The following is a 13,714-nucleotide window of genomic DNA, read 5'->3' on the forward strand; positions in this document are numbered from 1 at the left end:
GGGGCAGCAACGGCGGTGTTGCGGACGGACGGGCTGCGACCTCATGTCTCCGGTGAGCAACCAGGACGCGCCGCTAGGTGGCGAGGGTGTAGGTGCTGGCGAGGTGGAGCTCGGCGGGTGAGTAGTCCCAGCCGCCGGTGGGTCCGCCGGGCAGGGGTGGGGAGGTGGATCGGGTCATGCGGAGGTGTTCGGTGACGCCGTGGACCTCGTGTCGTGTGGTGTCGCTGGGGTGGGCGACCCAGGTGGTCCAGCCGGGGGTCTCCTTGACGTGGTTGCAGCGTTCGCAGAGTCCTTGGCCGTTGGCGGCGGTGGTGGGGCCGGCGTCGGTGGCGCGTTGGACGTGGTCGAGGTGTCTGATCGTGGCGTTGCACCAGGGTGTGCGGCAGGTGCCGGCGTCGCGGAGGGTGAGGAGCTCGGCGAGGGGGCCGTCGAAGCGTCGGCTGGTGGACTCCATCGCGTCCAGTGCCCGGTCCTCGGGGGTGGTGAACAACCGGCGCAGGGTGGCCTTCGTGGCGGCGGAGGCTCTGTGGACGAGGTCGGTGCACAGCGCGGCGGGGAGGACCCCGACGCCGTTGATCAGGCCGGGTTCGGTGCCGTCGCAGAACAGCGACTTGACGCCGATGACGAGGTTGACCCTCAGGGTGGGTGCGTCGGTGGCGGGGTCCGTGCTGTGCGTGCTGCCGGTGATCCGGGCGGCGAGGGTGTCGGCGCGGACCTGCCCGCCGGTGCGCGTATCGCCGTCGGCGCGGGCGGTAGCGCTTCGTCTCGGCGTCGGCGGCGAGGGTGAGGCACGTGCGGCGTGCGGCCTGGCGGAGCTTGAGGTCGCCGAGTCCGGGGAGTCGGGGTGCGAGGTCGGCGTCGACCTGGTGGCGTTGCTCGGGGGTGAGGTGGGCGACCTCGCGGGCGAGGGTGAACGCGCGGTCCTCGGTGAGCTCACCGCGCCCGAGCGCGGCCAGGGTCAGGGGGAGGTCGTCACGCAGGCGACGCGACAACAACACCCGCTGCTCCCCGGCGTGCGGGCTGGCGAGGGTGGCCAATGCGACCTCGGCGCCGATCGACATCGCCCGCGGAGGCGTACGACGACCTGATCCGGCACCGGCGGGGACGTCCTCGGCCTCGGCGGCGTCCGCGAACCTAGAGGTCACGACGACCTGCGCGGCCGCGCACGCGGCCTTGATCCGCTCGAGTGCTTCGAGCTGGTCGCGGTGCCCGGTCGGCAGGCCGGCAGGGGTCAGGGAGGCGAGGAGATCAGCCAGCGCACGGAGGTCGCCGGCCTGCCACGCGGTCACTTCCTGCTGCTGCTGCTCCATCTGCCCCTCCTCCGGCTCCCGGTTCGAACGTGTGTTCCACGATGGCAGCGACCACCGACAGTGCCGCCTCGACCGCGGACAGGCGGGGCCTCGTTAACCCGTTGCCGCGCCCTCCCGGCGCTGTCTACGGTGCAGGGAGCCGGGCACGTCCGGCGGCCGTGAGGGCGACGTCCCAGGAGGTATCGAGATGCGAGCAGCGCACGCTCCCGTCCGCATCCACCTCCTCGAAGGGACCTCGCGTGTCGCCACGCCCACTCCTTGCGCGCTCACTCAACCTGGGCATCCTCGCCCACGTCGACGCAGGTAAGACCACCCTCACCGAGCGACTCCTGCACATCGCCGGAGTCATCGACCAGCCGGGATCGGTCGACGCCGGCACCACCCAGACCGACAGCCTCGATCTCGAGCGACGACGCGGCATCACCATCAAGGCCGCGGTCGTGGCGTTCCCGGTCGGGGACCTCGTCGTCAACGTGATCGACACACCGGGGCACCCCGACTTCATCGCCGAGGTCGAGCGGGTGCTCGGGGTGCTCGACGGCGCGGTGCTGGTCCTGTCGGCCGTCGAGGGCGTGCAGCCGCAGACCCGGATCCTGATGCGCGCCCTGCAGCGGCTCGGCGTGCCGACGCTGCTGTTCGTCAACAAGATCGATCGTGCCGGCGCCGACGTCGACGCGGTGCTCGACGCGATCCGCAGGCGCCTGACCCCCGATGTCCTGCCCATGGGCACCGCCGCCGGGCTCGGCGCCAGGACCGCGACGTTCGCGGCGTACTCCCCCGACGATCCCGAGTTCCACGAGCGCGAGACCGTGGCGCTGGCCGAGAACGACGACGCGCTGCTGGCGTCGTACGTCGAGGGCCGGGACCGCACGGCGGAGCAGCTGCTGGCCCTGGCGGCCGAACAGACCCGCTCGGGGAGGCTGCACCCGGTCTTCGCCGGGTCGGCGGCCACCGGAGCCGGAGTCCCGGACCTCATGGCGGCCATCACCACACTCCTGCCCGGCCCGGAGTCCGACACCGGCGGCCCCGCTTCGGGACGGGTGTTCAAGGTCGAGCGGGGCGCAGCAGGCGAGAAGGTCGCCTACGTGCGGATGTTCTCCGGCGAGCTCCGCGCACGACAGCGGGTGGAGCTGCCGGACGGCCGGTCGGGCAAGGTCACAGGCGTCCAGATCTTCCGTGACGGGCACTGGGTCCGCGCCGCCGAGGCGCACGCGGGCCAGGTCGTGAGGCTTCTCGGACTGGGCCTGGTCCGCGTCGGTGACGGGTTCGGCACCTCGATCCGGGCGGAGGCCCACCACTTCCCCCCGCCGACCCTGGAGGCCTCGGTCGCGGCCTGCGACCCGGCGCAGGAACCCGCGCTCCGCGCGGCACTCGCCCGGCTCGCCGACCACGATCCCCTGATCGCGGCCCGCATCGACCAGGACGGCCGTCCCACGGTGTCCCTCTACGGTCGCGTCCAGCAGGAGGTCATCGCCTCGACGCTGGCCGAGGAGCACGGCATCGAGGTCGAGTTTCTCCGAGGCGTCCGTGCTGCACGTCGAGCGCCTGCGACGGACCGGCTCGGCGGTCGAGCGGTTCAACACACCGTCGAACCCCTACTGGGCCACGATCGGCCTCCGGATCTCCCCGGCGGCACCCGGCACCGGGGTCGTCCTCGACCTGGAGGTGCCGCTCCGCGACCTTCCCCTCTTCCTGTTCAGGTCCGTCGAGCACTTCACCCACGTCATGTCCGAGCACGTCACCCGGGCGCTCGCACGTGGGCTCTCCGGCTGGGAGGTGACCGACTGCCGGGTCACCCTGACCGAGGTGGCGTACGCCTCGTGGGACGGCCCGCCGTCGCGTCGCGGCCCGCTGCCCACCGCCCTGGACTACCGCAAGCTCACCCCGCTCGTCGTACGACAGGCGCTGGTCCGCGCCGCGACTCAGGTCTGCGAGCCCGTCCTGGGGGTGAGCCTCGAGGTGCCCACCCGGGACAGCCCGCAGCTGCTGCGGCTGCTCGGCCGGTGGGGCACCGAGGTCACCGGTCAGACCGCGACCGCCGACCTCACCCGCATCGAGGCCCGGATCGTCGCGGCCCGGCTGCACGACCTGCAGCACCAGCTCCCGGACCTCACCGGCGGAGAAGGTGTGCTCGAGACCCGGTTCGACGGCTACGAGCCGGTCCGGGGCGACGCACCCGTGCGACGCAGCTGACCGTCGGGTGCCCCGGCTGGGGTTCGAACCCAGACTGTGCGGTTTTTAAGACCGCTTCCTCTACCGGTTGGGATACCGGGGCTTGGTGACGACGACCGCCCTAGAGATAGGTCTTGCGAGCGTAGACGGCGTGCGCCCCGGCCGCGCGATCCAGGAACAGCAGCCCGTCACAGTGGTCGATCTCGTGCTGCAACGCCCGCGCCTCGAAGGCCTCGACCTCGAGCTCGACCTGCTCGCCGGTGCCCGGCAGCTGGCCGCGTACGACGACGCGGCTGGGACGCTTCACGTCACCGGTCAGGTCGGGGACGGACATGCACCCCTCGCGGGCCTTCTCGTTGCGGCTGCCCGAGACGACCTCGGCGTTGCAGAGCACGAACGTGCCGTGGTGGTCGCGGGTCTTCGGGTGCGCGGAGACGTCGACGCAGAAGACCTTCACTCCCTCCCCCACCTGGGGTGCGGCGAGGCCGACGCACCCCGGCGAGACGCGCATCGTCGCGACGAGGTCGGCAGCGAGCTGCACGATCTCGGGGGCAGACGGGTCCACCACGCCACCGTCGGCGGACAGCACGGCGGCAGGAGCGCGTACGACGTCGCGCACGGCCCCGGGCACGCCGAGGTCCGACTCGGCCCAGGCCAGGACCGTCGGGTTGATCGCCATGACCGGGCTCAGAGCTCGTCGGTGTCAGCTGCGCGCAGGGTCACGCCGACCCCGAGGCCGGCGGCGACCGACGTCAGCTCCCGCGACACCGCCTCGACGTCCGCTCCGGAGGGGAGGTCCACCTCCGCGACGAGGAGGTAGAGGTCACCGGCGAGGCGGGTGGTGAGGTCGGTGATGTTGCCGCCGACGCCGGCGACCACCGCGACCACGGCCGAGACGATGCCGGGGCGGTCACCGCCGTGGACCGACAGGACCCACGAGGTGCCGGCCGCGGGCGGGGCGTGCTCCGCCGGGACCTCGCGGACGGTGACGGTCAGGCTGCCGTCGGCGGTGAGCGGCGCCAGCGCAGCCTCGATCTCCGAGCCGCCGGCCGTGCCCTCGCAGACCAGCGTCATCGCGAAGTGACCGCGCAGCAGGGTCATCGTCGAGTCCTCGAGGTTGAGGCCCAGGCCGGCCAGCCTGTCGGTGGTCTCGGCGATGATGCCGGGACGGTCGTGGCCGAGGACGGTGATGGCGTGGAGGGTCACGGCTCCATTGTGTCAGCGGCGGAGACGGTCAACGCCCGTGCCCGCGTGAAGACCTCGTCGGTCATCTCCCGGGTCAGCCGTCCGGTGTAGGTGTTGTGCGGAGAGGGGTGGTAGCAGCCGATCAGCGTCACCGACCCGAGCGCCAGCTCGGCGCCGTGGGCGAACTTCGGCTTGCGGTCCGGTGCAGGCGCACCGGCCGCCACCAACGACCGCACCGCGCCGTCCCAGCCGAAGGAGCCCAGCGCGACGACCGCGCGCACGGTCGGCAGCAGGTCGAGCTCGGCAGCGATCCAGGGGGCGCAGGTGTCGCGCTCGGCGGGCGTCGGCTTGTTCTCCGGGGGTGCGCATCGCACGGTCGCGATCATCCGCGCGTCGACCAGGCGCTGCCCGTCGCCGGCGTGCTCACTGGTGGCCTGCGCGGCCCACCCGGTGCGGTGCAGGCTGGCGAAGAGCCAGTCCGCGCTCGGGTCGCCGGTGAAGATGCGGCCGGTCCGGTTGCCGCCGTTGGCCGCGGGCGCGAGGCCGACGATCAGCAGGGACGGCTCGGGATCGCCCCATCCGGGGATCGGCCTGCCCCAGTAGGGCTGGTCGGCGAAGGACGCGCGCTTCTCGCGCGCCACGTCCTCGCGCCAGGTCACCAGCCGGGGGCACGCCGAGCAGACACTCACCCGGGCATCGAGCTCGGCCAGCGATCCGGCGGGCGCGAGACGTCGTACGTCGTCGGCGTCGCGCGCGACCGGCGTGTCCGGGGCGCCCGGGTCGTCCGGCCACCCCGTCCCCGGAGCCACCGGACTGGGGAACTCGCCCCCGACGACGGGATGGGGCAGCAAGACCATGGGCGGAGGGGTCATGGGCGGAGGGGTCATGGGTGGAGGGTCATCGCCCGATGGCCGCAGCCATGCCGTGCAGGATGTCGGCCTCGGAGACCAGGTGCTCGCGCACCGGCACGCGGGCCAGGATCCGGCTCCAGATCAGCGCCCCCGCGTCGATCACGTCGGCGCGGCCGGGGTGCATGTAGGGCAGTGCGCGGCGCTCGGCGACCGTCATCGCGACGAGGCCGTCGACGAAGGTCGCCGTGGACGCGTTGGAGAGGACCGCCCGGTCGAAGGCGTCGCGGTCGTAGGTGCCGAGGGCGAGCACGCCACACGCGAGGGTCTTGATCGTGCCGGACGTGCCGATCACCGTCGCGGTCCGGTGCAGCGCGACGCCGGAGTCGTCGAGGTGGGCGTCGATGTCGACCACGCAGGCCGCCACCTCCGCCTCGCTCGGCGGGTCGGAGTGGAGGTGGCGCTCGTGGAGGCGGACGGATCCGATGTCCATCGAGACCGCCTGCCGCTCCTCCCCCGCACCGAGCACCAGCTCGGTGGATCCGCCGCCGATGTCGACCACCAGCACGGGCTCGGGCGGCATCGGGTCCTGCGCGGCCATGGCGCCGGCGAAGACCAGCGCAGCCTCCTCGTCCCCGGACAGCACCTCGGGCTCGACGCCCAGCCGGCGGCGTACGCCCTCGGCGAAGACCGCGGCGTTGCCGGCGTCGCGGGTGGCCGAGGTGGCGCAGAAGCGCAGCAGCTCGGGCGGCACGCCGTGGTGGCGGATCACGAGCGCGAACTCGTCGATCGCGGCGAACGTCCGCGCCAGGGCCTCGTCGGCCAGCATCCTCGTCGCGTCGACGCCCTGGCCGAGACGGACCACTCGCGAGTCACGGACCACGACGTCCAGCCCACCGTCGTCGCGGACGTCGGCAATGAGGATCTTGATCGAGTTGGTGCCGCAGTCGATCGCGGCGACGGTCCGTGCGGGTGCAGCCACGTCTGTCGACACGGCCGTCAGTCCGAGGGGCGCTCGACGCACGGGCCCATCGACCACCAGTCGCCGAGCGCGTCGAGCACCTCGTCGCCGAGGGGGTTCACGCCGCGCCCCATGGCCAGCGACTGGCCGGCGAGGACGTGGAGGCACTTGACCCGGTCGGGCATGCCGCCGGCCGAGATGCCGTCGATCTCGGGCACCTCGAGCCCGGCCCGACGGCCGACCTCGGCGCGCGCCTCGAGGTAGCGCTCGTGGGCAGCCCGGTAGGCGGCGGCCAGGTCCTCGTCGGTGGCGAGCCGGTCCTGCATCTGCTTCATCACGCCGTTGCCCTCGAGCGTGCCGATGCGCGAGGCCGCGCGCGGGCAGGTGAGGTAGAAGGTCGTGGGGAACGGCGTGCCGTCGGGCAGCCGGGGCTCGGTCGTGACCACGTCGGGGTTGCCGCACGGGCACCGGTGGCCGATCGAGTCGATGCCGCGGGGTCGGCGGTTGAGCTGGCCCTGGATCGCTGCGACGTCGTCGGGATCGATGGCTGACTGCTCGCTCACTGCTGGCCTCCCGTGACGGAGCCGTCGACCAGGTCGGCCGGCTCGGGGTCCGGGGGCGGCGGGTTGCCGGCGAGCTCCACCGACTCCCACGCCGCGCTCCACCAGGCCTTCGGGACGGTCTTGATGACGTCGTCGGGGTCGTTGAGGGAGGCCTGCGCCTCGAGCGGCTTGCCGTCGGCCCCGATGACCTCGAAGCCGGACTCGCCCGGCATGACGTAGCCGAAGCGGGCCCGTGCCTGGGCCTTGACGTAGGCCGGGTCGTCCCAGCGCAACTTCTCGCGCTCGAGGTCGTTGATGCTGGCCTCGCGCTCGACGATCTGCGCCTTGAGCTCGCCGATCTGCGAGCGCTGCTGGAGGTAGGCGCGCAGCGACGAGGCGTACGACACGGTCAGCACGGCGAGCACCAGCACGAGCACGGCGGCGCGGCCGGTGAACCGGGGGCGCCGCGCAGCGGTCCCCGCGGCGGCGGGACGTGCCGCCGCGACGGTCGTGTCCGCGGGCCGGGAGGACGTCGTACGCGCTCCGGCGTTGCGCGGCCTCGGGCCGCGCGCGCCGGGGCGCGAGGTGCCCTGAGCCGGTCCGCGTGATGCGTTGCCTCCGGGTCCGCCGCGAGAAGTACGACGTGGGGAAGGCATGCGGACCAGTCTGCCTCGTTCAGCCGCCGAATCGCGGGAAGGCACCCCGACCGGCGTAGCGAGCTGCGTCACCGAGCTCGTCCTCGATGCGCAGCAGCTGGTTGTACTTCGCGACGCGGTCCGAGCGGGCCGGCGCGCCGGTCTTGATCTGACCGCAGTTGGTGGCGACGGCGAGGTCGGCGATGGTGGTGTCCTCGGTCTCGCCGGAGCGGTGGCTCATCATGTTGCGGAAGCCCGCACGGTGCGCCAGCTCGACCGCGTCGAGGGTCTCGGTGAGTGACCCGATCTGGTTGACCTTCACCAGCATCGCGTTGCCCTGGCCACCGGTGATGCCGCGCTGGAGGCGCTCGACGTTGGTGACGAAGAGGTCGTCACCGACGATCTGGGTCTTGTCGCCGAGGGCGTCGGTCATGGCCTTCCAGCCGGCCCAGTCCTCCTCGTCGAGCGGGTCCTCGATCGACACGATCGGGTAGGACGCGACGAGGTCGGCGTAGTAGTCGACCATCGCGTCGGTGGAGGTCTTCTTGCCCTCGAACGTGTACTTGCCCTTGTCGTGGAACTCGCTGGCGGCGACGTCCATCGCGAGGGCGATGTCCTTGCCCAGCTTGAAGCCTGCGCTCTTGACCGCCTCGGCGATCAGGTCGAGGGCGGCACGGTTGCTGTCGAGGTTGGGGGCGAAACCACCCTCGTCGCCGAGCCCGGTCGAGAGGCCCTTCTTCTTCAGCACCGACTTGAGCGCGTGGTAGACCTCCGCGCCGTGCTGCAGCGCCTCGCGGAAGGTCGCCGCGCCGATCGGGGCGATCATGAACTCCTGGACGTCGACGTTGGAGTCGGCGTGGGCGCCACCGTTGACGATGTTCATCATCGGCACCGGCAGGAGGTGGGCGTTGGGTCCGCCGACGTAGCGGAACAGCGGGAGGCCTGCGGACTCCGCGGCGGCCTTCGCCGTGGCGAGAGAGACACCCAGGATCGCGTTGGCGCCGAGCTTGGCCTTGTTGGCCGTGCCGTCGAGGTCGAGCATCACCTGGTCGACGAGGCGCTGGTCCTCGGCGTCGAGCCCGACGATCGCGTCGGAGATGGTGCCGGCGACAGCGGCGACGGCCTTCTGCACACCCTTGCCCAGGTAGCGCTTGCCGCCGTCACGCAGCTCGACGGCCTCGAAGGCACCCGTCGAGGCGCCGCTGGGCACCGCCGCGCGTCCGAACGCGCCGTCCTCGAGCAGGACCTCCACCTCGACGGTGGGGTTGCCGCGCGAGTCAAGGATTTCACGGGCACCAACTGCAGCGATGAGGGACATGGCAGAGCTCCTGACAGGGAAAGTCGTGGGACGGGCGTCAGCCTAGCCACGTCTCTTCTCGGCCGCCTTGGCGGCGTTCCACAGCGTGAGCACCTCGGCGGCGTCGTTGGCGACCGCATCGCCGAAGACGTGCGGGTTGCGGCGCTCCATCTTGGCGATGACGCCGCGGGCGACGTCGTCGAGGGTGAAGTGGCCGGCCTCCTCGGCGATGACGGCGTGGATCACCACCTGGAGCAGGAGGTCGCCGAGCTCGTCGCAGAGCGCGGCCGGGTCGCCGGACTCGATCGCCTCGACGACCTCCTCGGCCTCCTCCCGCACGAAGGGGATGAGCGAGGTGTGGGTCTGCTCGCGCTTCCACGCGCACTCGCGCCGCAGCAGGCGCATCTGGTCGGCGAACGCCTCCAGTGCTGAACCGTCCGGAGCCGACGCGTCGACCGTCATGGCCTCAGCCGCAGCGGTGGTTGAGCGGCAGCGACCTCGCGAAGGCGGTGTCCGGCTCGGTGGCCAGCCCGGACTTGGCGGTCTCCCCGACGGCCACCGACGTGTTCGTGTCCACCGGGGTCAGCACCCCGTCGACGCTCCTCAGGCCGTAGCGCGGGTCGATCTCGACGCCGTTGGCGTCGGGCCACTGGTTGAAGACGTCGACGCCGGCCTGCGAGATCTGCTCGGCGGTGGCGTCGACGACACCGTCCTGGTCCAGCTCGATCTTGCCGACCTGGTCGAGGATGTCCTGCGCGTAGGCCTGCGCGGAGGCCAGGTCGACGTAGTCCTCGCGGACCTCGGCCGGCTGGGTGGCGGCCGTGCCCTGCCGCTGGGCCACGTCGTTGAGGTAGGTCGAACCCGGCTCCACGCCGTAGTCGTCCGCGATCTGCTCGGCCTGTGAGCGCAGCGCCATCAGCTGGATGACGAACTGGCGCACGAAGCTCATCGGCACCTCGGCCTCGAGCTCACCGAGCGCCGTGCAGTAGTTCTCGGTGGCGGAGTCGACCTGCCGGACCGTGAGCTCCTGGTCTCCGATCCTGGCGGCGACCCCCGGGGAGGCACTGCCGCACCCCGTGAGCAGCAGCCCGGCGAGGCCCAGCGTCACGGCGGTCACGAGGCGGGTCTTGCTCACGGGTCACTCCTGGTCACGACGGGCTGGTCACGGAAGGGGGTGGGGCGGGGGGCCGGGCGGCACGATGACCTCGTCGATCACGCCACGTGCCCATTCAAGCAGGGCGATGCCGGCCAGTGGCACGACGGGGAACCCGGCGGACTGCGGACGCGGCACCAGGATCGTGCTGACCGGTGCCTTGACGATGCTGCGTGGATGGAGCCGCTGCAGACGTACGACGCGGGAGTCGGGCAGGTCGACCGGGGCGAACCGGACGTTCTTGCCGGCCAGCGTCACCTCGCGCACCCCGGCCTGGCGGCACCGCGCCCGGAAGCGGGCCACGAACAGGAGGGACTCGACCTCCTCGGGCGGGGTGCCGTAGCGGTCGACGAGCTCGGCGCGGACCTCGTCGACGTCGTCGTCGGTGCGCACCTCGGCGAGCCGCTTGTAGATCTCCAGGCGCAGCCGCTCGCTCGGGATGTAGTCGTGCGGGAGGTGGGCGTCCACGGGCAGCTCGATGCGCACCTCGCCCAGCTCGTCCTCGCCGCCGCCGCCCTTGAAGTCGGCGACGGCCTCGCCGACGAGACGGACGTAGAGGTCGAAGCCGACGTCGGCGATGTGCCCGGACTGCTCGCCGCCGAGCAGGTTGCCGGCGCCGCGGATCTCGAGGTCCTTCATCGCGATCGCCATGCCGCCACCGAGGTCGGAGTGCTGGGCCAGCGTCGCGAGCCGCTCGTGGGCGGTCTCGGTCAACGGCTTCTCGGCCGGGTAGAGGAAGTAGGCGTAGGCGCGCTCGCGGGACCGGCCGACGCGACCGCGGAGCTGGTGGAGCTGGGAGAGGCCGAGGGTGTCGGAGCGCTCGATGATCATGGTGTTGGCGTTGGAGACGTCGAGGCCGCTCTCCACGATGGTCGTGCAGACCAGCACGTCGAACCGCTTCTCCCAGAAGTCGAGCATGACCTGCTCCAGGGCGTGCTCGCCCATCTGGCCGTGGGCCGTGGCGACCCTGGCCTCGGGCACGAGCTCGCGGATCCGGGCGGCCGCCTTCTCGATCGACTGCACCCGGTTGTGGATGTAGAAGACCTGGCCCTCGCGCAGCAGCTCGCGACGTACGGCTGCGACGACCTGGCGGTCCTCGTAGGCGCCGACGTAGGTGAGGACCGGGTGCCGCTCCTCGGGCGGGGTGGTGATCGTGGACATCTCGCGGATGCCGGTGACCGCCATCTCGAGCGTGCGCGGGATCGGCGTCGCACTCATCGACAGCACGTCGACGGAGGTGCGCATCCGCTTCATCTGCTCCTTGTGCTCGACGCCGAAGCGCTGCTCCTCGTCGACGATGATCAGGCCGAGGTCCTTGACCTTGATGTCCGGGTTGAGCAGTCGGTGCGTCCCGACCACGATGTCGACCGACCCGTCGCCAAGACCGGCGATGACCTCCTTGGCCTCCTTGTCGGTCTGGAAGCGCGAGAGCCCCTTGATGACCACGGGGAAGCCCGACATCCGCTCGGAGAAGGTCGACATGTGCTGGGTCACGAGCAGCGTCGTCGGCACCAGCACGGCCACCTGCTTGCCGTCCTGGACCGCCTTGAACGCCGCGCGCACGGCGATCTCGGTCTTGCCGTAGCCGACGTCGCCGCAGACCAGCCGGTCCATCGGGACGACCTGCCGCATGTCGGCCTTCACCTCGTCGACGGTCGTCAGCTGGTCGACGGTCTCGGTAAACGGGAAGGCGTCCTCGAGCTCGCGCTGCCACGGGGTGTCGGGACCGTAGGCGAAGCCCTTGGTGGCCTGCCGCGCGGCGTAGAGCTTGATCAGCTCGGCCGCGATCTCACGGACCGCCTTCTTGGCCTTGTTCTTGCGCTTGGTCCAGTCGCCGCCGCCGAGCCGGTCGAGGCTGGGGTTCTCCCCGCCGACGTAGCGGGTGACCTGGTCGAGGGTGTCGGCCGGGACGTAGAGCATGTCGTTGGGGCCGCCGCGCTTGCTGGCGCCGTACTCCAGGACGAGGTACTCGCGGGTCGCTCCGCCGACCACGCGCTGCCTCATCTCCACGAACCGGCCGACGCCGTGCTGCTCGTGCACGACGTAGTCGCCGGCCTTGAGCTCGAGCGGGTCGATCTGCTTCTTGCGGCGCGTCGGCATCCGGCGCATGTCGCGCGTCGAGGTCTTCTGGCCCGACAGGTCGTCGCCGGTGACGATGGCGATCCGCGCCTGGTCGTCGACGAGGCCGTGCACCAGCTGGCCGCACGTCACCGTCACGACGTGGGCGCCCGCGGTCTCGCCCTGCTCGACGAGGCGGGCAGCCACGTCGTGCTCGCCCAGGAGCTCGACGAAGCGCTGCGCGGGGCCGTGGCCGGCGTGCACCACGACCACCTCGGTCCCCTCGTCCACCCATCCGCGGATGTCGGTGACCGCCTGCTCCAGGTCACCGCGGTAGGCCTCGGCGCCGTGGGTCGGGAGCGTGAGGCTCGGCACGCCGACCGTCTGGGCGTCGATGAGGTCGGCGGGGTCGTCGGCATCCCCGATCCCGAAGGGCGACACCGTCCACCACGCGTGCCCCTGACCGAGCGCCTGGAGGCGTACGTCGGCCATCTCGCGGTAGGAGGCTGCCCCGAGGTCGATCGGCGCGGTGCCGCCGCCGGCAGCGGCCGCCCAGGACGCCCCGAGGAACTCCTCGCTCGTCGCGACCAGGTCGTGGGCGCGGGTGCGGGCCCGCTCGGGGTCGAGCACGAGCACGGTCGTGTGCTCGGGCATCAGGTCGACCAGCAGCTCCATCTCCTCGACCAGGACGGGAGCCAGGGACTCCATCCCCTCGACGGCGATGCCGGCCGCCATCTTGTCGGTGAGCTCGAGCAGCTGGGGGTGCGCCCGGCCGAGCTCTGCGGCGCGACGGCGTACGTCGTCGGTGAGCAGCAGCTCACGGCACGGCGGCGCCCACAGCCGCTGCACGGTCTCGAGCGTGCGCTGGTCGGCGACGGAGAACGCCCGGATCTCCTCGACGTCGTCGCCCCAGAACTCCACGCGCAGCGGGTGCTCCTCGGTGGGCGGGAACACGTCGACGATGCCGCCGCGGACGGCGAACTCACCGCGCCGCTCGACCATGTCCACGCGGGTGTACGCCGCCTCCGCCAGGCCGCGTACGACGTCCTCGAGCGCGCGGGTGTCGCCCTGCGCCAGCTCGACCGGCTCGATGTCGGCCAGCCCCGGCACCTGCGGCTGGAGCAGGCTGCGGATCGGGGCGACGACCACCTGGAGCGGTCCGTTGGCCGCGTCGGTGCCGGGGTGCCGCAGCCGGCGCAGCACCGCGAGCCGCTTGCCGACGGTGTCGCTGCGGGGGCTGAGCCGCTCGTGCGGCAACGTCTCCCAGCTCGGGTAGTAGGCCACCGAGTCGGGGTCGACGAGGTCGGCGAGCTCCTCCACCAGGTCCTCGGCCTCGCGGGAGGTGGCGGTGACCGCCAGGACGGTGCGGCCGCGCTCCACCAGGCCGCGGACCACGAAGGGCCGCACAGCGCTCGGGCCGGTCAGGTCGAGGGCGTTCTGCACCGCCGCGTCCGCCAGCGCGCGCGCCAGCGTGGGAGCGGCGACCAGACGATCGGCAACAGCGACGAGTGGAGTGGACGACACCGGGGACTCCCTTCGAGAGCACGCAGAAC

At 72.1% G+C, this 13,714-nt stretch carries 12 protein-coding genes, 1 tRNA gene and 1 pseudogene; 2 read left to right on the forward strand and 12 right to left on the reverse strand.

Going from position 1 to position 13,714, the window contains the following annotated elements; genetic code table 11:
- Positions 1-73: 73 nt before the first annotated feature.
- Positions 74-937, reverse strand: a complete 864-nt coding sequence (locus tag BM127_RS21750; protein WP_139227558.1) for an HNH endonuclease — start codon at positions 935-937, stop codon at positions 74-76.
- 414 nt (positions 938-1,351) lie between these two features.
- On the opposite strand from BM127_RS21750, the pseudogene BM127_RS23125 reads away from it, so the two are divergent.
- Both BM127_RS23125 and BM127_RS01895 read left to right on the forward strand, forming a co-directional pair.
- Positions 1,352-2,764 (forward strand): annotated as a pseudogene (locus BM127_RS23125) (GTP-binding protein); the annotation flags it as partial.
- A 73-nt stretch (positions 2,765-2,837) separates the two neighbouring features.
- On the forward strand, positions 2,838-3,503 hold the full coding sequence (locus BM127_RS01895; RefSeq protein ID WP_091193549.1) for a hypothetical protein: 666 nt from the start codon (positions 2,838-2,840) through the stop codon (positions 3,501-3,503).
- 8 nt (positions 3,504-3,511) lie between these two features.
- On the opposite strand, the gene BM127_RS01900 is transcribed toward BM127_RS01895, so the two are convergent.
- The 11 genes from BM127_RS01900 to mfd form a co-directional block, all read right to left on the reverse strand.
- Positions 3,512-3,585: transfer RNA gene (locus BM127_RS01900), tRNA-Leu, on the reverse strand.
- An 18-nt stretch (positions 3,586-3,603) separates the two neighbouring features.
- Positions 3,604-4,161, reverse strand: a complete 558-nt coding sequence (locus tag BM127_RS01905) for a peptide deformylase (RefSeq protein ID WP_091193550.1) — start codon at positions 4,159-4,161, stop codon at positions 3,604-3,606.
- Positions 4,162-4,169: 8 nt separating this feature from the next.
- The gene (locus BM127_RS01910) at positions 4,170-4,688 is read right to left on the reverse strand and encodes a glycine cleavage system transcriptional repressor (protein ID WP_091193551.1); all 519 of its coding nucleotides are present in this window, start codon (positions 4,686-4,688) and stop codon (positions 4,170-4,172) included.
- Complete coding sequence (locus BM127_RS01915; RefSeq protein ID WP_198554502.1) at positions 4,685-5,524, reverse strand: uracil-DNA glycosylase; 840 nt, start codon at positions 5,522-5,524, stop codon at positions 4,685-4,687. Before BM127_RS01915 ends, BM127_RS01910 begins: the two co-directional genes overlap by 4 nt.
- 40 nt (positions 5,525-5,564) lie before the next feature.
- Positions 5,565-6,509, reverse strand: a complete 945-nt coding sequence (locus tag BM127_RS01920; protein ID WP_232786078.1) for a Ppx/GppA phosphatase family protein — start codon at positions 6,507-6,509, stop codon at positions 5,565-5,567.
- A gap of 5 nt (positions 6,510-6,514) precedes the next feature.
- Complete coding sequence (locus BM127_RS01925; protein ID WP_091193554.1) at positions 6,515-7,039, reverse strand: DUF501 domain-containing protein; 525 nt, start codon at positions 7,037-7,039, stop codon at positions 6,515-6,517.
- On the reverse strand, positions 7,036-7,674 hold the full coding sequence (locus BM127_RS01930; protein WP_091193556.1) for an FtsB family cell division protein: 639 nt from the start codon (positions 7,672-7,674) through the stop codon (positions 7,036-7,038). The genes BM127_RS01925 and BM127_RS01930 overlap by 4 nt, the downstream gene beginning before the upstream one ends.
- Positions 7,675-7,693: 19 nt before the next feature.
- Positions 7,694-8,971, reverse strand: coding sequence for a phosphopyruvate hydratase (gene eno / locus BM127_RS01935; protein ID WP_091193558.1), 1,278 nt, complete (start codon positions 8,969-8,971; stop codon positions 7,694-7,696).
- Positions 8,972-9,013: 42 nt separating this feature from the next.
- On the reverse strand, positions 9,014-9,412 hold the full coding sequence (locus BM127_RS01940; RefSeq protein WP_231263119.1) for a MazG nucleotide pyrophosphohydrolase domain-containing protein: 399 nt from the start codon (positions 9,410-9,412) through the stop codon (positions 9,014-9,016).
- A gap of 4 nt (positions 9,413-9,416) precedes the next feature.
- Positions 9,417-10,085, reverse strand: coding sequence for a hypothetical protein (locus tag BM127_RS01945; protein WP_091193562.1), 669 nt, complete (start codon positions 10,083-10,085; stop codon positions 9,417-9,419).
- A 27-nt stretch (positions 10,086-10,112) separates the two neighbouring features.
- Complete coding sequence (gene mfd, locus BM127_RS01950; protein ID WP_231263118.1) at positions 10,113-13,685, reverse strand: transcription-repair coupling factor; 3,573 nt, start codon at positions 13,683-13,685, stop codon at positions 10,113-10,115.
- Between the last annotated feature and the right edge of the window lie 29 nt (positions 13,686-13,714).

This window comes from Nocardioides alpinus (genome assembly GCF_900112035.1).
Lineage (GTDB): Bacteria > Actinomycetota > Actinomycetes > Propionibacteriales > Nocardioidaceae > Nocardioides > Nocardioides alpinus.

Excerpts from the sequence above, each read along its gene's own strand:
- BM127_RS01905 (WP_091193550.1), bottom strand. The coding sequence starts at position 4,161 with ATGGCGATCAACCCGACGGTCCTGGCCTGGGCCGAGTCGGACCTCGGC.
- BM127_RS01915 (WP_198554502.1), bottom strand. The coding sequence starts at position 5,524 with ATGGTCTTGCTGCCCCATCCCGTCGTCGGGGGCGAGTTCCCCAGTCCG.
- BM127_RS01940 (WP_231263119.1), bottom strand. The coding sequence starts at position 9,412 with ATGACGGTCGACGCGTCGGCTCCGGACGGTTCAGCACTGGAGGCGTTC.
- BM127_RS01930 (WP_091193556.1), bottom strand. The coding sequence starts at position 7,674 with ATGCCTTCCCCACGTCGTACTTCTCGCGGCGGACCCGGAGGCAACGCA.
- eno (WP_091193558.1), bottom strand. The coding sequence starts at position 8,971 with ATGTCCCTCATCGCTGCAGTTGGTGCCCGTGAAATCCTTGACTCGCGC.